Annotated in this window: 14 protein-coding genes and 1 tRNA gene; 6 read left to right on the top strand and 9 right to left on the bottom strand. The window is 60.0% G+C overall.

Annotated elements, in window-relative coordinates; genetic code table 11:
• Positions 1 to 145: 145 nt before the first annotated feature.
• A complete protein-coding gene (locus tag ACZ47E_RS01255) occupies positions 146 to 1,543 on the top strand; it encodes an MDR family MFS transporter (RefSeq protein WP_004440092.1) in 1,398 nt (465 codons plus the stop codon).
• Here ACZ47E_RS01255 and ACZ47E_RS01250 read toward each other — a convergent pair whose 3' ends face one another.
• The 3 genes from ACZ47E_RS01250 to ACZ47E_RS01240 form a co-directional block, all read right to left on the bottom strand.
• On the bottom strand, positions 1,544 to 2,284 hold the full coding sequence (locus ACZ47E_RS01250; protein ID WP_035208953.1) for an RlmE family RNA methyltransferase: 741 nt from the start codon (positions 2,282 to 2,284) through the stop codon (positions 1,544 to 1,546).
• Positions 2,281 to 3,912: a Ppx/GppA phosphatase family protein gene (locus ACZ47E_RS01245; protein ID WP_278067238.1), complete on the bottom strand. Its 1,632-nt coding sequence runs from the start codon at positions 3,910 to 3,912 to the stop codon at positions 2,281 to 2,283. The genes ACZ47E_RS01250 and ACZ47E_RS01245 overlap by 4 nt, the downstream gene beginning before the upstream one ends.
• Positions 3,913 to 4,123: 211 nt before the next feature.
• A tRNA-His gene (locus ACZ47E_RS01240) sits at positions 4,124 to 4,200 on the bottom strand.
• 314 nt (positions 4,201 to 4,514) lie between these two features.
• Here ACZ47E_RS01240 and ACZ47E_RS01235 point away from each other — a divergent pair.
• Together ACZ47E_RS01235 and ACZ47E_RS01230 are read left to right on the top strand one after the other, a co-directional pair.
• A complete protein-coding gene (locus tag ACZ47E_RS01235; protein ID WP_464016887.1) occupies positions 4,515 to 8,249 on the top strand; it encodes an ATP-binding protein in 3,735 nt (1,244 codons plus the stop codon).
• Positions 8,250 to 8,328: 79 nt separating this feature from the next.
• Entirely contained in the window at positions 8,329 to 9,993 is a 1,665-nt protein-coding gene (locus ACZ47E_RS01230) for an ABC transporter permease (RefSeq protein WP_278067236.1), read from the top strand.
• Positions 9,994 to 10,302: 309 nt separating this feature from the next.
• On the opposite strand, the gene ACZ47E_RS01225 is transcribed toward ACZ47E_RS01230, so the two are convergent.
• The 5 genes from ACZ47E_RS01225 to ACZ47E_RS01205 form a co-directional block, all read right to left on the bottom strand.
• Positions 10,303 to 11,115 (bottom strand): ABC transporter permease, encoded by an 813-nt coding sequence (locus ACZ47E_RS01225; RefSeq protein ID WP_004440083.1) that lies wholly within the window; start codon positions 11,113 to 11,115, stop codon positions 10,303 to 10,305.
• Positions 11,116 to 11,119: 4 nt separating this feature from the next.
• On the bottom strand, positions 11,120 to 12,028 hold the full coding sequence (locus tag ACZ47E_RS01220; RefSeq protein ID WP_004440081.1) for an ABC transporter permease subunit: 909 nt from the start codon (positions 12,026 to 12,028) through the stop codon (positions 11,120 to 11,122).
• Between the two features lie 11 nt (positions 12,029 to 12,039).
• Entirely contained in the window at positions 12,040 to 13,197 is a 1,158-nt protein-coding gene (locus tag ACZ47E_RS01215) for an ABC transporter ATP-binding protein (RefSeq protein ID WP_278067235.1), read from the bottom strand.
• 134 nt (positions 13,198 to 13,331) lie between these two features.
• On the bottom strand, positions 13,332 to 14,429 hold the full coding sequence (locus tag ACZ47E_RS01210) for a polyamine ABC transporter substrate-binding protein (RefSeq protein WP_174150670.1): 1,098 nt from the start codon (positions 14,427 to 14,429) through the stop codon (positions 13,332 to 13,334).
• Positions 14,430 to 14,581: 152 nt separating this feature from the next.
• Positions 14,582 to 15,997, bottom strand: a complete 1,416-nt coding sequence (locus tag ACZ47E_RS01205; RefSeq protein WP_278067234.1) for a helix-turn-helix domain-containing protein — start codon at positions 15,995 to 15,997, stop codon at positions 14,582 to 14,584.
• Between the two features lie 256 nt (positions 15,998 to 16,253).
• On the opposite strand from ACZ47E_RS01205, the gene aceA reads away from it, so the two are divergent.
• Positions 16,254 to 17,543 (top strand): isocitrate lyase, encoded by a 1,290-nt coding sequence (gene aceA, locus ACZ47E_RS01200; RefSeq protein WP_278067233.1) that lies wholly within the window; start codon positions 16,254 to 16,256, stop codon positions 17,541 to 17,543.
• 84 nt (positions 17,544 to 17,627) lie between these two features.
• A complete protein-coding gene (locus ACZ47E_RS01195) occupies positions 17,628 to 17,882 on the top strand; it encodes an SMc00767 family acetate metabolism repressor (RefSeq protein ID WP_022555643.1) in 255 nt (84 codons plus the stop codon).
• Positions 17,883 to 17,894: 12 nt separating this feature from the next.
• Here ACZ47E_RS01195 and ACZ47E_RS01190 read toward each other — a convergent pair whose 3' ends face one another.
• The gene (locus tag ACZ47E_RS01190; protein WP_077986648.1) at positions 17,895 to 18,767 is read right to left on the bottom strand and encodes a LysR family transcriptional regulator; all 873 of its coding nucleotides are present in this window, start codon (positions 18,765 to 18,767) and stop codon (positions 17,895 to 17,897) included.
• Between the two features lie 87 nt (positions 18,768 to 18,854).
• On the opposite strand from ACZ47E_RS01190, the gene ACZ47E_RS01185 reads away from it, so the two are divergent.
• Complete coding sequence (locus tag ACZ47E_RS01185; protein WP_004440069.1) at positions 18,855 to 19,202, top strand: hypothetical protein; 348 nt, start codon at positions 18,855 to 18,857, stop codon at positions 19,200 to 19,202.
• Positions 19,203 to 19,272 lie beyond the last annotated feature (70 nt).

Raw genomic sequence — 19,272 nt, 5'->3', positions numbered from 1 at the left:
AGCGAGAAAGTTGCAAGGAAACCGGCCTCACGCAGGTTTGATCGGAACATCAGAAATTGGTAATTAACGTGTTGGCAAGCCCGCTTATCAGGCGTAGGACGGACGGCGATATCCCTTGTCGCAGCGGAAAGCCGCAGGCAGCCTCATGAACCGCATCATTCCCCTCATCCTGGCAGTCGCTCTCTTTATGGAGCAGATGGACTCCACCGTCATCGCCACCTCGCTTCCGGCAATTGCCGCAGATCTCCACGTCGGCCCGATTACGCTCAAGCTGGCTTTAACGGCCTACATGGTGGCTCTGGCGATTTTCATTCCCATCAGCGGCTGGATGGCCGACAAATACGGCGCGAAGAAAATCTTCCGTTTCGCCATTGGCGTCTTCGTCGTGGGGTCGATCTGCTGCGCGGTCTCGTCTTCGGTGTTCGAATTCGTACTCTCGCGTTTCCTGCAGGGTATGGGCGGAGCGATGATGACACCCGTGGGCCGCCTTGTGCTTTTGCGCACGACGAAGCGCAGCGAACTCGTCTCCGCCATGGCGCTGCTGACAATACCGGGGCTCGTGGGGCCGCTGACCGGTCCGCCCATCGGCGGTTTCATCACCACCTATTTTTCATGGCACTGGATCTTCCTGATCAATGTGCCGATCGGCATCATCGGCATCTGGCTTTCGACGATCTTCCTGCCGGAAATCGAAACCACCAACCCGCCGCCAATGGACGGAAAGGGTTTCGTGCTGTCCGGCATCGCCGCCTCCGGCGTGGTGTTCGGCCTCTCCGTCGTCAGCCTGCCTGCGCTCCCGCCAGCCATCGGCATCGCGTCGACCATCATCGGTTTCATCTGCGGTTTTCTTTATATGCGCCACGCTGCGCACCACCCCGCCCCCATTCTGGACTTTCGAATTTTCCAGAACGCGACCTTCCGGGCAGCCTCCGTTGGCGGCACCATCTTCCGCATCTCCACGGGCGCCATTCCCTTCCTGATGCCGCTGATGCTGCAGATCGGTTTCGGATTGAACCCGTTCCAGTCGGGCATGATAACTTTCGCCGGCGCCATCGGGGCGATCACCACCAAGTTCATGGCCAAGCGGGTGTTTGCGGCGACCGGATTTCGCTCGACGCTGATCGGCGCGGGCATCGTCGGCGCGTTCACGACGCTCGCCAACAGTTTCTTCACGCCTGAAACGCCATACCCGTTGATCATGATCTTTCTTGTGACGGCCGGATTTGCCCGGTCCTTCTTCTTTACCGGATCGAACGCGCTCAGCTATTCCGATATCGAGGACAGTCAGGCGAGCCAAGCAACGTCCATGGCCTCCGTGCTGCAACAAATCAGCCTGGCGCTCGGCGTTGCATTCGCCGCTTCCATTCTGGAAGTCAGCAGCATGATGTCGGGCACGCATCTGCAGCTCGCCGATTTCCACATCGCCTTCACCATCGTCGCGCTCGTATCGCTCTTCGCCATCGTGCCGATCATCCGCATGGACGCACAGGCGGGTGCGGCCGTTTCCGGCCACCGCGGCAAGGTCTCGCAACCGGCGGAGTAATCAGTCTTTCGAGGCCTCGTCGGCTTCAGATGCATCCGCCGCCTCGGTCTTGCGACCCTTGAAGTGTTTGGCAAGCAGGAACATTTCCACCGATTCCGAGCGTGACGACGCCGGCTTGATGTGGAGAACCTGCTTGAAGTTCTTCTTCAGCATATCCAGCAGCTGCTTTTCCGTGCCGCCCTGGAAGGTCTTGGCAAGGAAATGGCCGCCTTCCGCAAGCACCTGAACGGCAAAATCGGCCGCGACTTCGCATAGGTGCATGGTGCGGATGTGGTCGGTTTTCTGGTGCCCGGTGGTGGGTGCTGCCATGTCCGACAAAACAAGATCGGGCGTGCCACCAACGGCCTCCATCAGCTTTTCCGGCGCGCTCGGGTCGAGGAAGTCGAGCTGCAGAATTTTCACGCCGGGAATGGGATCGATCTCGAGGAAATCGATCGCTGCAACGCGGATATCGTCCTCGGTCGAATCCGTCACCTTGGCGGCGATCTGCGACCAGCTTCCGGGGGCGGCGCCAAGGTCGATGATGCGGGTTGCCCCTTTCAAGATCTGGTGCTTGTCGTTGATTTCCAACAGCTTGAAGGCGGCGCGGGCGCGATAGCCTTCCAGCTTGGCGCGCTGCACATAGGGGTCATTGATATGACGTTCGAGCCAGCGGCGCGACGAGGCCTTGAGCTTGGTCTTCTTGACCTTCTGGCCGATCTTGCGGCCGGTGCGATTGGTGCTTGTTGGCGCCTTGCTCATGTCAAACCTTCCGTCCTGTCCTGCCGTACCATCTGCATGCGCCTTATGCGGTTGCGCCGCCATGCGCCGTCATCCGCCATCATATCCGTCAGCAGGCCTTCGCGCAGACCGCGATCCGCCACGCGCATTCGGCGCGCCGGCCAGCGGCGGCGAATGGCCTCGAGAATCGCGCAGCCGGCGAGAACCAGATCGGCCCGGTCAGGCCCGATGCAGGCATTGGCGGCGCGACCGGCGAAATCCCATGCCAGCAACTTGTCCTGCATCGCCGTCACCTCGGCATCGGAAAGCCAGAGACCATCCACCTTGCGGCGATCATATCGCGGCAGATCGAGATGAACGCCCGCAAGTGTCGTCACCGTGCCTGATGTGCCGATGAGGTGAAAATCCTCGTGATGCGTTTGCGGCGCGAGCGGCGGGCAATGGAAGGCGTCGAGCAGGCCTTCGACTTCCCGCACCATCGCAGCAAAAACGTCAGGCGTCACATCACGGCCGCCATGGCGCTCGGAAAGAGTAACAACGCCGACGGGCAGCGAGGTCCAGTGGGTGATGTGGTTGGCAAGCCGGTTCGAGCGGTTCTCCCCGACCTTGATGACGGCGATCTCCGACGATCCGCCGCCGATATCGAACAGCACGACGGAACGCGCTTCACGGCCGACGAGGGAGGCGCAGCCCGAAACCGCAAGGCGGGCTTCCGTCTCGCGGCTGATGATTTCGAGTTTAAGCCCCGTTTCCCGCGTAACACGCGCTAGAAATTCCTCGCCATTCGAAGCAGCGCGGCAAGCCTCGGTGGCGATGAGCCGCATGCGCCGGATCGGGCGGCCGGAGAGTTTTGCGGCGCAGACCTTGAGTGCTTCAACCGCGCGGTCCATCGCATCATCGGAAAGCCGGCCGCTCGATACCAGCCCTTCACCCAGCCGCACGATGCGCGAAAACGCATCGACCACCCGGAACTGGCCGGGCCGCGTCGGCTGCGCAATCAGCAGGCGGCAATTGTTGGTGCCGAGATCAAGCGCGGCATACATATCCGCCGGCGCGTCCGGGCCATGCTCGTGCTGCCGCCCTGGGTGACGGGCTGATGTTTCCGATTGCTGCCGGTGCTGGTCCTGCGCGGAGCCGCCGGCGCGACCGTTCTGCTTGCCGACGTGTTTCGGTGCATGGCTGGGGACAAGCGGGCGGCCCTGCGGATCACGTCCACGCGGATCGCGATGCCCGCGTTTGCGGTTACGCGACTTACGCCCGCCACCGGGTGGTAAGGAGGATGGATTGGCCGGTTCAATTGCGGCTGAAGCCTGCACCTGTGCAGGGGAAGCCGCAGATGCAGGCTGAGACGCACCCTTGCCTCGAGAACGCCTGCGACGTTTTCTCTTGCGCGGCTCGGCATCCGGCTCGAGCGCCGATACATAGGAGGAACCGGCCGGAACATCCGCGGCAACATCATGCAACAACACAGAGGCGTCACGGGGCTTACCGTCACGCTTGTGTTTCTTGCCACGACGGGAACGCTTCGCTTTCCCTTTGTTTGCCACCGACGCCCCTTGTTCCGACGGCTTTGGGCCGTTTCCGGGGTCGATCACTGTCTTGTCCATTTCGCCGCGCACAAGCGTAGACGCTATGCTGCAGGCTTTCATAAGGTTTCGTTGGGCAGACAATACCAGCGCAAGAGATTTTAGCCAAATGGTTTTTGCCGGACTGAAACCGCAGGGCCCCTGACACGACCCGCGCGCCGTGTGACCGCAAAGATTATTTTCCGGGAAAACGGGATATCTGACCAGCGGTGGAATAGACTTTCCCCTCTCCCGGTAAGTCCTTGTGACATATAAACTTACTGGGAGAGGGGAATGGTACGGTTGAGTGGGGTCGAACCACCGACCTCAGGTGCCACAAACCTGCGCTCTAACCAACTGAGCTACAACCGCACATCAAACGCCAAAGCGGCGCCACGGGGGGTCACATAAAAGGTGTTTTTCCCATTTGCAAGTCCCTATCCGAATTTTGCGAAAAAAGGCAGCGAAAGGCAAGTGCTTTTCCAGCGCGGGCTGACACCGGAAAGCCGGCATTGAGGCTGTTGATGTTAACTCTATTTGGCGATTCATAAGCCGGGCGGTGGACCCGGCGACCCTGTGAAGTTATTTAAAATTCTGTTAACGTGATGCCTCGGCGGGTTTACGTTTCGGTTTCATGAGGAAGCCGGGAGCCCGCAAGGTCCGGTAGTGCCAGAATAGGTTTCGACATGCCCGCCGTCCAGTATCCCTTTATCGATATCGCAGTGCATGAACGGGTGCGTGAAGGTTTCGGGCGCGGTGAAGCGATGGCTTTGTTCTCGCTCGATCTTGGACATGTTCTATGGGCCAATGGACGCGGCGCTGCCCTGTTTGGCACACCGATGGTTTATGACTTTCTGGAACAGGGACCGAAGCGGCAGGATGTGACGTTCCGCCAACTGGCGGCCACGGCGGCGCGGCTTTCAAAGACCAGCGACAGCCTGCCTTTCACGATCCGCATCACCTCCGGTTTCCGCAGCATTGCCGCAACTGCGCGCGCGGAGATCATTGAGGCCGAGCCCGGCCAAACCGCGATACTCTTTTCTGCGCGCGCCGATCAGGCCGAGCCCGACATGGCGGAATGCGCCCGGCGCATGATCGAAGGCTTCGACGACCCCGATATCCATATGGCAGTCACCGATGGCGACAACCGGATCGTTGCCGCCTCGCCCGGCTTCTTTACACTCGGCATCACCCCGCATACGGCCAGAACACTGGTCGGAATGGCGGCGCGCCAATCGGGGCATCTCGTCAAACGCCCGGTACCCACCGGAAAGGGTTATCTGCCCGCAGCCGCCGGCCAAATCACCACCACGCCCGAACTCAACCTGATCTTCGTGGTCGAAACCGCACTGGGCACACTCGACCCCGATGGTTTTGCCGAGGACAAGCCGCAGGACGTCCCGGTCGCCGAGCCTGCGCCGCCGGTTGCAGAGACGGCGCCTGTTGTCGCAACAGCCGCCTCTTTCGACGCCGTTCTCGATGCTGTAGCAGACATCGAAGAGGTGGAAGACCCGCAGGAGCAGCCGTCCGACGCGGAGGAAGAAGCGGTATCCGGACAGGATGAAGACAGGCTTCTGCCCTTTGCGGAAGAGAAGCCGGAGGCCCCCGCAGCGCTTTTCACGCAGGACGCCGATGCGGCTGCGGACGTGGCGATGACTGAAGACATTGCCGATCTTTTTGAACTGGATGAGGATGAGGCGGAGGCGCCCTTCACCAAGAAGACGGACGACGAACCCGCCGAAGAGGCTCTCGATGCGGAGAGTTTCGTCGCAAAGGACGAGATAACCGAAAACGCGGCATCCCCGGTTGCGCCACCGGCGGACGAGGATGCTGCAATCGAGACCGAAGCAGTCGAACAGGCCCAGCCTTTTGCCTTCAACGCCGGCGCCCGTGCATCCCGTTTCGTCTGGAAAATCGACGCTGAAGGACGGTTCAGCTCCATCTCTCATGAATTTGCCGAGGCCGTGGGTGCCAGGGCGGCTGCGGTGGAGGGCATGGGCTTTGCCGACGTCGCCGCCCTGTTCAATCTCGATCCCGACGGAAAGATCCGAGAGCTTCTCGGCCGCCGCGACACGTGGTCGGGCAAGACAATCCATTGGCCGGTGGAAGGCACATCGCTGATGGTGCCGATCGATCTCGCCGCCCTGCCTACCTATACGCGCTCACGGGAATTTGACGGTTTTCGCGGTTTCGGCATCGTGCGCCTGGCCGACGCCACAGAGGACCCGCACGCCATCGGCCTTACCTTCTTGAAGGGCGAAGAGTCTGATCCGGCGGAGGTTTCTCCGGAGCCAACCGTCGACAGCACGAGCCATGAATTGCTGGCCTTCATCGATGAGGATGACGATGCGGAGGATACTTCCGGATCGGCTACTGACGATGAAATCCCTGCCGCGGAGGTCGGAGCGGCAGACGATGCAGCGGACGACGTTTCGACCGACGAACAGCATCATGATTATACCCCGCCCGAATTCGAAGCCCCGGCAACTGCACCGGAACCGTCTTCCCCCGACAAGATCGTTCGTCTGGAAGAGCGCCGTTCGCGCTCCCGCGAAGGCCTGACCGCCGGTGAGCAGGCCGCCTTCCGCGAGATCGGCCGTGCCCTGGCGCCAGCGGATACTGCTTTCGAAGACGGCCGGGAAACGGACGCGAAAACCGTTTCCATCGATTCGGACACGCATGATATTAAACAGGACATGGATGCGCATGCACCTGACAGCGCACCTTCCGAGACTGACCTCAAGGCCACGGCGCCAGCGCAGGACGACGATCTTTTTGCCGACTATGTTCGGGGTGAAGAGCCTGGGGCGGTCAGCGAACCCGTAGCGGAAAGCGGTTCGGACGAAATGCAGCAGCAGGCCATCGCCGAAGAGCGGCCGGTTGCCGAAGTCGCGGCAGCAATGGTCAGTCCTGTACCTCGCCCCGCCGACGCGCTGACGGCCGAGACGCTGGACCAGATGCCCGTTGCCCTTCTCGTGCATGCCGGCGACAGGCTGATCCACGCCAATCCGGATTTCCTGCGGCTGACGGGCTATGACTCTCTGGCCGAACTCGAAGAAGTGGGTGGGCTGGAAGCCCTGCTGCAAAGGCAGGAGCTCGAAGACATGCCCGACAATGAAGGCGGCATGGTGGTTGTCAGCGCCGAAAACGATATCATTCCTGTCAGAGCGCGGCTGCAATCCATCCGCTGGGAAGAGACGAAGGCGCTGATGCTTTCTCTCGTTCCGCTGGAAGAAAAAGCAGCGCCGGTTGCCGCCGCCAATGAAAACACCGCGGCGCAGAGCGCGCAAGCCGCCCTGCTTCAGGGCGAAGTCGAGGAACTGCACTCCATTCTTGAAACGGCCACTGACGGCGTGGTGCTTTTGGGCGACGAAGGCGAAATCCGCTCCCTCAACCGCTCGGCCAGCGCGCTGTTCAACTATGACAATGGCGAAATTGCCGGCAAGCCTTTCGTCACGCTCTTTGCCCATGAGAGCCAGCGCGCCGTGCTGGACTATCTCTCCGGCCTCGCCAATAACGGTGTTGCGAGCGTGCTGAACGATGGCCGCGAAGTGATCGGCCGCGAAGCATCCGGCGGTTTCCTGCCGCTGTTCATGACCATCGGGCGGCTCAAATCCTCACATGGCTATTGCGCCGTAATCCGCGACATCACCCAGTGGAAGCGCACCGAAGAAGAACTGCGCAACGCCAAGCGCGCGGCGGAAACCGCCAATGCCCACAAGACCGACTTCCTGGCGCGCGTCAGCCACGAAATCCGCACGCCGCTCAACGCCATCATCGGCTTTGCGGACATGATGGCGACCGAACGTTTCGGGCCGATCGGCCATCCGCGTTATGTGGAATACGCCAATGATATCGGCCGTTCCGGCCGCCATGTGCTCGATATCGTCAATGATCTCCTCGATATATCCAAGATCGAGGCGGGGCAGATGGATGTCGACTTCATCGCCGTCCCGCTCAACGAAACGGTGGCCGAAGCGGTCTCGCTGGTGCAGCCGCAGGCAAACAACCAGCGCGTCATCATCCGCACGGCGCTTGCGCAATCCGTGCCGCAGATCGTCGCCGACCTGCGATCGATCAAGCAGATCGTGCTGAACATTTTGTCGAACGCCATTCGCTTCACCCCGTCAGGCGGGCAGATTGTCGTGTCCACCGCCTATGAGGCCAATGGCAGCGTGTCGCTTCGCATCCGCGACACTGGTATCGGCATGACGCGGGCGGAACTGGAACAGGCGATGAAGCCGTTCCGGCAGGTGGCTTCTTCCGGCAAACGTGTACGCGGTGACGGCACCGGGCTCGGCCTGCCGTTGACCAAGGCGATGGTGGACGCCAACCGGGCGAATTTCTCCATCACCTCGACACCCAACGAAGGCACGCTGGTGGAAATCACCTTTCCGTCACAGCGGGTCCTTGCCAACTGAGGTCATGCGGGCGTAGCAATGCGAAAGCCGCCGGCTGGAGAACCAGCCGGTCAAGGCCTATGCAGGACAGCAGGCTCGCATGCCCATGACGGTTCCCCTTCCCGCGACAAAACGCGTTTCTCTATTGCCGATTGCGGCCATCATTGTTTCGGCCATCGCCGCCATGCCCGTTCTGGCGATCTTCTGGCTGGCGCTGACCGGCAGCACGGAGGGGTGGCGACATCTTCTCGTCAACGTCCTGCCGCGAGCCGGATTTCGTACGTTCATGCTGCTCGGAGCAACGGCAGCGACGACCGCTTTCTTTGGCATAGTCTGCGCCTGGCTCGTCACCACGTTCGAGTTTCCGCTGCGGCGGCTGCTGTCGGCGGCGCTCGTCCTGCCGCTCGCCATTCCATCTTATCTCGCCGCTTATGCGTTCGGTGAGTTTCTCGACTTTACCGGGCCCGTGCAGAACTTATTGCGTGCTGCTTTCGGCTATCACAGCATACGCGACTACTGGTTTCCTGATATCCGTTCCCTCGGCGGTGCGGTCATCGTCCTGAGCTCGGTGCTCTATCCCTATGTCTATCTCTCGGCCCGTGCCGCCTTTTCCATGCAGGGGCGTTTTGCAGCCGAAGCCGCACGCACGCTCGGCGCAAAGCCTCTCAACGTGTTCTTCTCCGTACAATTGCCCATGGCGCGACCGGCGATTGCCATCGGGCTTTCTCTGGTCTTGATGGAGACCCTCAACGATATCGGCGCGGTCGAATATCTCGGCGTACAGACGCTGACCTTCACCATTTACGAGACCTGGCTCAACCGCGGCAATCTCGCCAATGCAACGCAGATCGCCGCCGTCATCCTCATCATCGTCGGCGCGCTCATTGTAATCGAACGCAACGCCCGGGAAAAACAGCGCTTCGGCGCACCCAAGGCGACAAACATGACGCAGCGCCATCGGCTGAAGTCGCTGACCGGCTGGCGGCGCGGCGCGGCAACTGTTTTCTGCTTCCTGCCCGTGACGAGTGGCTTTCTCATTCCCGTCATCGTGCTGGGTGGTTACGCGGCCAAACGGTTCGATGCGCTGCTTGCGCCGAAACTTCTCAAGGCACTCGGGCACAGCCTCGAAGTTTCCTTTGCCGCGGCTTTGATAACGCTGGTTGCGGCTTTCGTCTTTTCATACGCCATCCGCACGGGGCGGTCACGAACCTCGAAGTTTGCCGCCCGCTTCGGCTCCATGGGATATGGGGTGCCGGGAACGGTGCTCGCCATCGGCGTGCTCATTCCACTCGCGGCTCTCGACAACGGGCTGGACGGGTTCTTCCGTACACATTTCGGCTTTTCCACCGGCCTGCTGCTCTCCGGCACCGCCTTTGCCATCATCTATGCGCACGCCGTGCGTTTCATGACCATGGCGGAAGGCACGCTGGACGCCGGTTTCCAGAAGCTTTCGCCGCATATTGACATGGCTTCACGAACGCTTGGGCGGAACCGGGCGCAGACGCTGTTCAGGGTGCTGTTGCCCAATATGCGGCCCGCGGCGTTGACCGCTTTCCTTTTGGTCCTGATCGAATCCATGAAGGAGTTGCCGGCAACCATCCTGCTGAGACCCTTCGGCTTCAATACGCTTGCCACGCTTGTTTACGAGAATGCCTCACGCTCCAAGGTGCAGGATGCCGCCGTACCGGCGATCATCATCATCATCGCCGGGCTTGTCCCCGTCCTTCTCGTTTCCAGGTCGATGGATCATCCTGAAAACCGATGAGCGTCCCGCCAATGAGACAAAAAAGAAAGGCGGCCTTGCGGCCGCCTGGATAAGGTGTGCTTTTCAACGAGAGAAAGGGGGACAATCTCGCCAGATGGAAATTATCAATCCCGGCCATCAGTCATATGACGACCCTGCGTTGGGTTTACTTTCCGCCAACTCCCATTAACAAGCAGTTAAAACCAAAATCGATCAATTACCGACGAAAATTCCTATTCTGGAACCGTAAAGCCCCGAAACTAAATTACAGGTTTCTGATTTTATTGGCGTTTCAACAGTAACGCGAAAAAATCGTAGAATTCTCTCCGGTCAGTTTCGCGCCGCGGCGTGTTCATCGCGCATCCGCTGCAACTCCGTGCGCTTCGAGGCGATTGAGGCGACGATGACGCCGACGGTCACAAGCCCGATCAGGATGGTGCAGATGGCGTTGATTTCTGGGGTCACGCCGAGGCGAACCTGCGAATAGATCTTGATCGGCAGCGTCGTCGCACCCGGTCCGGTGGCGAAGCTGGCAATGACGAGATCATCGAGCGACAGGGTAAAGGCCAGCATCCAGCCGGCAATAACGGCGGGAAAGATCAGCGGCAGGGTGATACGGAAGAAGGTCTTGACCGGTGGGCAACCAAGATCAAGCGCGGCTTCCTCGAGACTTCGATCAAAGGTCAAAAGACGCGACTGCACCACAATCGCCACATAACACATGGTAAAAGTGGTGTGCGCAATGACCACCGTCCAGAAACCGCGATCCACTCCGACGGCCACGAAGAGCAGCAGCAGCGACAGGCCGGTAATCACCTCCGGCATGACGAGCGGGGCATAGATCATGCCGGAAAACAGCACCCGGCCCGGAAAACGCGCAAAGCGCGTCAACGAGAGCGCCGCGAGTGTCCCGAGGATGGTGCCGATGGTGGCGCTGAGGATACCCACGCGCAGCGTCACCCAGGCGGCATCCATCAACCCTTCATTCGACCACATGGACCTGTACCATTGCAGCGAGAAGCCGCCCCAGACGGTGACAAGCTTGGAAGCATTGAAGGAATAAACGATCAGGATGATGATCGGTATGTAAAGAAAGGCAAAACCGAGTGTGAGGACGGTGATGTCAAATTTTCCGCGCTTCATGGCCTCACCCCACCTTCTTTTGCTGGTTCTGGAAGATGGCGATAGGCACGACCAGCAACAGCAGAAGCAGCACGGCAACGGCTGATGCCAGCGGCCAGTCGCGGTTGCCGAAGAATTCCGTCCAGAGCGTCTTGCCGATCATCAGCGTCTGTGCGCCGCCGAGCAGATCGGGGATGACGAATTCACCTGTTATCGGGATGAAGCAGATCATCGAGCCGGCCACGACACCCGGCAGGGAGAGCGGGAACGTAATCTTCCAGAAGGCTTTCCAAGGCGGGCAACCCAGATCGGCGGCCGCTTCCAGCAGCGTATTGTCCAGCTTTTCCAGCGCGGAATAAAGCGGCAGTACCATGAAGGGCAAGTAGGAATAAACGATACCGATGAAGATCGCGGTTTCGGTGCGGAAGATGTTGACCTGCTGGTCCGGCCCGAGCAATCCAAGCCACTGGAACAGCACCGTCAGCAGGCCTTCCGGCTTCAAAATCCCGATCCAGGCGTAAACGCGGATCAGGAACGAAGTCCAGAAAGGCAGGATCACCAGCATAACCAGCGTCGGCCGCACGGAAGACGGCGCGCGGGCCATGGCCAGCGCCATGGGATAACCGATCAGCAAAAGCAGGAAGGTGGAAATGAAGGCGATGCGCAACGACGACAGATAGGCGTCGATGTAGAGCGGGTCTTCCGTCAGGAAGAGGTAATTTTCGAAATCCAGCTGCGAAAAGAAATCACCGAGCCTCGAGAAGCCTTCGAAGACAGGGGTATAGGGCGGCATGGAGATCGCCGTATCCGACAGCGAGATTTTGAAGATGATGAAAAAGGGGGCCGCAAAAAACAGCAGCAGCCAGAAATAGGGAACCGCGACGACCAGCCAGCGCCAGGGGCTTTGCCGGTTTTCGGGAGTGGTGATCGCCATCGAAGCCTCCCTCAGCGCGTCAGGACGAGGCCGGAGTCCGGCTTCCAGTTCAGCCACACCATATCGCCGAAGGTAATCGGGCGATCCACGAGACGCGAGACATTTGCCTGTGCGGCGCGGATGACGCGGCCATCCGCAAGCTTGACGATGAAGACCGAGAAGTCGCCCAGATAGCCGATATCCCATACCTCGCCATAGGCGGAGTTGATGCTGCTATCGGCAGGCTGATCGAGCGAGATGCGCACCTTCTCCGGCCGGATGGCGAAAGCCACCTGGCTACCGGCGGCAGCGGCGCATTCCTGCTCAACCGCCACCTTCAGCCCGTCGCAATCCAGTGTCACGAGGCCGGGCCTGCCGCTATCGGAAGCATTGGCGACGACATTGGCGTCGAAAATATTGATGTCACCGATAAAATCGGCCACGTAGCGGCTGTTCGGCGCTTCATATATCTCGGCGGGCGTCGCCACCTGCACGACAATGCCCTTGTCCATGACGGCGATGCGGTCCGACACCGTCATCGCCTCTTCCTGATCGTGGGTGACGATGAGGAAGGTGAGACCGAGATTGGTCTGGATATCCATCAGTTCGAATTGCGTTTCCTCACGCAGCTTCTTGTCGAGCGCGCCGAGCGGCTCATCGAGGAGAAGCACCTTCGGCCGCTTGGCAAGCGATCGGGCAAGCGCCACGCGCTGCCGCTGCCCGCCGGAAAGCTGGCTCGGCTTGCGTTTGGCGAATTCCGTGAGCTTGACGAGGCGCAGCATTTCCTCGACGCGGGCGACGATATCCGCCTTTGGCAGGCCATCCTGCTCCAGACCGAAAGCGACGTTCTTTTCTACCGACATGTGCGGGAAAAGCGCATATGACTGGAACATCATATTGGTCGGGCGCTTGTAGGGCGGCACGCCGGAAATATCCTTGCCCTGCAGCAGGATACGGCCCTCGGTCGGCTCCTCGAAACCAGCCAGCATGCGCATCAGCGTGGTCTTGCCGCAGCCCGACGGACCAAGCAGCGAGAAGAACTCACGCTCGTAAATATCGAGCGTCAGATTGTTGACAGCGACGAAATCACCAAAACGTTTGGTGACGTTTTCAAAGCGGATGAAGGGCACCGCATCGGGATTGTCCCAGGGGCTAAATTTGCGTTTGACCGGCCCTAGAGTTTTCGCCATTCACCCTACCCTCAAATCCCGTTGGTCTGTCGATCGATGCTTCGGGGCGGGCAATACCGGCAGGTAACGGACCTGCCGGCAAAGTATCAGAGGAACAGGCCCGCCGGCCGTTCCTCAACCAGCGGGCGGAGGTGTCAGCTGCCGGTCTTTATCTGCGTCCAGACGCGGTTCAGCACGCGCTGTTCCTTCGGTCCGTAAGGCGAGATCGTGAAGAGCTTCTTCATCGTCTCGGCATCGGGATAGACTGCCGGGTTCTTGGCAACAGACTCATCCATCAGCGCCTGCGAAGCAAGGTTGCCATTGGCGTACTGAACGTAGTTCGACGCCTTGGCAATGACTTCCGGCCGCATCAGATAGTTGATGAAGGCGTGCGCTTCTTCGACATTCTTGGCATCCGCCGGGATGGCAAGGTTGTCGAACCACATGTAGGTGCCTTCCTTCGGGATGACATAATTCACCTCGACGCCATTCTTGGCTTCCTCGGCGCGGCTCTTCGCCTGGAGGATGTCGCCCGACCAGCCGATGGTGATGCAGCTGTCGCCATTCGCCAGTTCATCGATATAGGCGGAGGAGTTGAAGGTCTTCACATAGGGGCGGATCTTCATGTAGACATCGCCGCCCGCCTCGAGATCGGCGGTTTCTTTGCTGTCCGGGTTCTTGCCGAGATAATTCATGGCAATGGCGAAGGTCTCGTCCGACGCATCGAGAATATTGATGCCGCAGGATTTCAGCTTTTCAGCATTTTCCGGCTTGAACAGAATATCCCAGCTATCGACCGGAACATCGCCCAGCGCAGCCTTCACCTTGGCGACGTTATAACCGATGCCGGTGGTGCCCCACATGTAGTTTACGGCATATTCGTTGCCGGGGTCGTATTTCGCCAGACGCTCGGAAACCTCGGGCCACATGTTTTTCAGATTCGGCAACTTGGACTTGTCAAGTTTCTGGAACACGCCGGCATTGATCTGGCGGGCGAGAAAGGGGCCGGTGGGCACGACGACATCATATCCGGAGCTGCCGGCCAGCAGCTTGGTTTCCACAAGTTCATTGCTGTCGAAAACGTCATAGACGACCTTGATGCCGGTTTCCTTGGTGAAATCGGCGAGGATCGATTCGTCGATATAATCCGACCAGTTATAGACGTGGACGACCTTTTCCTGGGCCATTGCCGAGCCTGCTGCAACGAGCGCGGTGGTGAGAGCCAAGATCAGGCGGAGAGAACGGTTTTTCATGATGTCTCCTGTTAACGCATCCTCACGACGGGAGCGTGATCCCCTTTTTTCGGAGAGACTAGAAAGGAAAACAGAAGGGAGCAAGGGGGAAATGTGCAGCACAGCATTTTCAACCAAATGTGTTCCGGTCGCAAAAAAGCGAATGAAAACACCTACTGGAAGTCGAAAACACTGAGGCCGGTGACCATTTCATCCAGCCCCAGCGGCCGCGTGAGCGGCGCTTCCGCCCGCGAAAGACAGCCCTGTCTTTCGCACAGCCGGCACGAAGGACCGACGGCGACGGGCGCAGCGCCCGAAGCGGCCGGGCCATAGACGGTCTCTGCCGCCTGAGCGAAATCGCAGCCCAGAAGCACCGCCGTTCGCCGCACCCTCTCGCCGAAACCAGCCTGCGGACCTTCCAGCGTGCGCGACACCGTGAGGAAAGCATCCCCGTCGGGCATCTCGACCGCTTCCACGAGCACTTGTCCCGGCTGGGTGAAAGCCGCATGAATATTGAGACGCGGACAGAGGCCGCCAAAACGCGCCCTTGGAAAACCGCCGGCCCCCGCAAGGCGAAAACGGTTACCGGCATTGTCGATTTCCATCAGGAAAAACGGGATCGCCGCGGCTGTCGGCCGCTGCAGGCTGACAAGGCGATTGGCCGCCTGTTCGAACGATACGTTGAAGCGCGACCGCAAGACTTCGAGATCGTACTTCGCCCGCTGGGCGGCGCCGAGGAATGCGCCATAGGGCATCATCAACGCATGAGCGGCGTAACGCGCCAGTTCGAAGCGGGCAATGCGTCTCGCCTCTTCCCCTTTCAGGCCAAGTCCTTCAAGCTCCGTACCGATTTCTTCGCGCAGCGCCAGAAGGCAGGTCTCCATCGCCATTTCCCTCAGCTGATCCGGCTGCGACAGGCGCTCGGATAAAAAAAGCCGCATGGAATGCCGGTCGTAACGTCGCCGGAGGTTCGGCATAGCGTGAACCGGCAGGGTGCGGACCACGATGCCGTGGTTTTTCTGGAGCCATGCGCGAACGCCGGAGGCGAGATCATCGCCCGTCGACAAATGTTTGTGGAGGTCTTCCGCAGCCGCATCGATGGAATGGAAGTAGGCCGGGCGGTTTTCAAAGACGTGTCGCACCTCGTCGATCGGCAGGCGGGTGGAGGAAAGCATCGTTTCATGACCCTCCCGCGCCAGAAGATCGGAGAGATCGGAGAGGCGCTGCGCCTGTTCCCGGTAAGCCCGGTATAGCTTGAGAACACCACTTGCCGCATTGGGCGCGGCATCGGCGACCTCAATCAGTTCCTGCGGCGACGGCACTTCGCCGACCAGCAGCGGATCGGCGAAGACCTCGCGCAGCTGCCCGGCGGAACCGGCGCTTTCGCCCTGCAGGTCATCCAGATCGACCTTGTACACAGAGGCGAGCTTCAAAAGCAGCTGCACCGTCAACGGCCGCTGGTTGCGCTCGATGAGATTGAGATAGGACGGCGAAATCGCCAGCGCCTCGGCCATGGCCGTCTGCGTCAGCGCGAGACCGTTGCGAATGCGGCGCACGCGCGGGCCCGCAAAAATCTTGTTTTCCGACACAGCCTTTCCCCTCCACCCCCGTCAACACATACAATTCCATTACAAAATCGACGGATCATACTCTTTTACAAAATTTACATTTTTACAGCGTCACTCTGTCATGCACACTACAGGATAACCTCTTTCAAGTCACTGTTTTTATGTTTGTTCTGGCGATCAAATCTCGAGAAATGTAAATGTAGTCACATCAAACGGCGCCATATGATGTTCAAGACGGCCCGCTACGAAAACCGCATTTATCATGGGAGAGAGAAGTATGACGGATTTTTACAAACTTGTTCCGGGCGCACCGCAGGGACGTTTCGACGGCATCGAGCGCACCTATACCGCCGCCGACGTGGAGCGGCTGCGCGGCTCTGTCGAAATCCGCCATTCGCTGGCCGAAATGGGTGCGAACCGGCTGTGGAAGCTGATCAACGAGGAGAATTTCGTCAATGCGCTGGGTGCGCTCTCGGGCAACCAGGCCATGCAGATGGTTCGCGCCGGGCTGAAGGCGATTTATCTTTCGGGATGGCAGGTTGCAGCGGATGCGAACACGGCCTCGGCCATGTATCCGGACCAGTCGCTCTATCCCGCCAATGCAGCGCCGGAGCTGGTCAAGCGCATAAACCGCACCCTGCAACGCGCCGACCAGATCGAGACCGCGGAGGGCAAGGGCCTTTCTGTCGACACCTGGTTCGCGCCGATCGTTGCCGATGCGGAGGCCGGTTTCGGCGGGCCGCTCAACGCCTTCGAGATCATGAAGGCCTTCATCGAGGCAGGTGCAGCAGGTGTTCACTATGAGGATCAGCTGGCATCGGAAAAGAAATGCGGCCATCTCGGCGGCAAGGTTCTGATCCCGACGGCGGCGCACATCCGCAACCTGACGGCAGCACGGCTTGCGGCCGACGTTATGGGTGTACCAACGCTGGTCATCGCCCGCACGGACGCGGAGGCCGCCAAGCTTCTGACCTCCGATATCGACGAGCGCGACCGTCCCTTCGTGGATTACGATGCCGGGCGCACCGTTGAGGGCTTTTATCAGGTCAAGAACGGTCTGGAGCCCTGCATTGCCCGCGCGGTGGCTTATGCGCCCTATTGCGACCTGATCTGGTGCGAAACATCAAAGCCGGATCTGGAACAGGCGCGCAGGTTTGCTGAAGGCGTGCACAAGGTGCATCCGGGCAAGAAGCTCGCCTACAATTGCTCGCCGTCGTTCAACTGGAAAAAGAACCTCGACGACGCGACGATTGCGAAGTTCCAGCGCGAGCTAGGCGCGATGGGCTACAAGTTCCAGTTCATTACGCTCGCTGGCTTCCACCAGCTCAACTACGGCATGTTCGAACTGGCGCGCGGCTACAGGGACCGGCAGATGGCGGCTTATTCCGAGCTTCAGGAGGCGGAATTCGCAGCAGAGGCCAATGGTTACACCGCCACCAAGCACCAGCGCGAAGTCGGCACCGGCTATTTCGACGCCGTGTCTCTGGCGATCTCTGGCGGCACGTCGTCCACCACGGCCATGAAGGAATCCACCGAGCACGACCAGTTCCGCCCGGCGGCCGAATAAATCAAGAAAACCGCCCTTCCCCATCGCGGGAAGGGCTTGCAAAGCAGATCAAAAACCCCTGACAATAACGAGAGGAGAAATGCCATGAACGCCCACAATCCCATCAAGACGCACGTCAAGGAACGCGCCGAGGAGCAATCCTCCGCCATGACGCAGGATCAGCAGGCTGCCATCCGCATGCTGGCCAATGACCTGCACCGCCTCAACCAGGCCGTCATGAAAGCCGTCGAGGCCGGCGTTTCCGTCGAGCTGGTCCGCTCGGCCCGCCACCATGGCGGCGGCGGCAACTGGGGTGATCTGCTTATCCCCGTCATCGTTGCGCAGGGAAGCGCCGCCTGATCCGCAGCCGGCCTATGCCGGGCGGCCCTTGCGTCCGGCGTAGAGATCGGAATGGCTCTTGATCAGACGGGTCATCCGATCCGCCACCGTCCTGATATCGGGTCGGTGGCGATCGTCATTATTCATGACGATCCATTGATTGTGGCGCAGCGGTTCGATTTCGCCGCCCTCCCGGACGAGGCGCGCATCCGCATCGCCCACGAAACACGGAAGCACCGCGATCCCCGCCCCTGACAGGACAAGATCGAGAAGCGCCGTTGGCCGGTTCACCGTTACGACGATCTCGTTGCTCCGGTTTTCATGCGGCCAGCGAAGATAGGTCGAAATGGCGTTTTCCTCGGCTACCGACAGCCAGCGGTCAGCGACAGTGGCGGCGGCATTGCGCAGCCTGTAGGGAGCGTAGGCAACCTCCCCCGTCTTGATGGCAGCGAGATTGCGCTCCTGCGGCTCGAAAGCGCGGATACCGATATCGTTTTCCCGATGGGCCAGAGACGCCCTCTGCTCGGCGATAAAAAGGTCGATGCGGAAATCATCGCGATCCGTGCAGATGGCGGAGAAGTTGCTGGTCAAGAGCCAGGCATTCCAGGTGCCCACGGCAATCCGCACGATGGACGAGGCCGATGACGCCTTCTGCCACCCCTCGATATCCCTGGCCGCATTCTCCATAGCCTGAAGTCTGTCGAACAACGCACGGCCGTCCACTGTGAGGGCGTATCCCGTCTGGCTGCGCTGGAACAGCGCCTTGCCGATCCGCTCCTCCAGCTCGACCATGCGCCGCCCTATGGTCGCGGGGCTTAACCCCGTCAGCGCGGCGGCACCCGTCAGGCCACCGCTGCGTGACACATCGAGGAAGAGCTGGTAGGAATCCCAGGTGACGTTTTTCATAATTGAAAAACGTAGCGCATTTTCTTGCGCAGATAAATCAAAAAACGGCGTGCATCATGGCCCTCCGCAGTAAGAAGGAGAGCGAACATGCACGCGATTTTTGCAGCACGGGCCATTATTGAAAATCAGCGACCGCGCACACGGCGTGAAGCCATTCTGCAGGAAGAAAAGTTTTACAGGGATATGGCCGAGGCATCACGGATGTCACGGTTTTTCAGCGCGCTTATCAACTTTGTGAAGGCGAGAAGCCGTCGATCAATGGAAGAGGGCGATAAGGGCTGCGAGAGCACCGGCTGCGATGAGGCTCAGCCGAAAGGCCAACTGCCGGCTCTCGTTGTCAGTGCGGGCGATGGCAATGGCGCGAGGGCGGCGATGTGCAGATCTGTTCATGCGCGGGCTCCAGACGAAAAACTCAACCGACCCATGCCCTGTTAAGGGCTTCCAGCGTGACATCATGTGCAGCGGGATCATTGAGCGATCCGGCCTTGCTGGCATTCGGTCAGGA

It is taken from the genome of Agrobacterium sp. 5Ca39 (genome assembly GCF_055382365.1).
The sequence above is the reverse complement of the archived record's forward strand: the minus strand, read 5'-3'. Positions and strand labels throughout refer to the sequence as shown.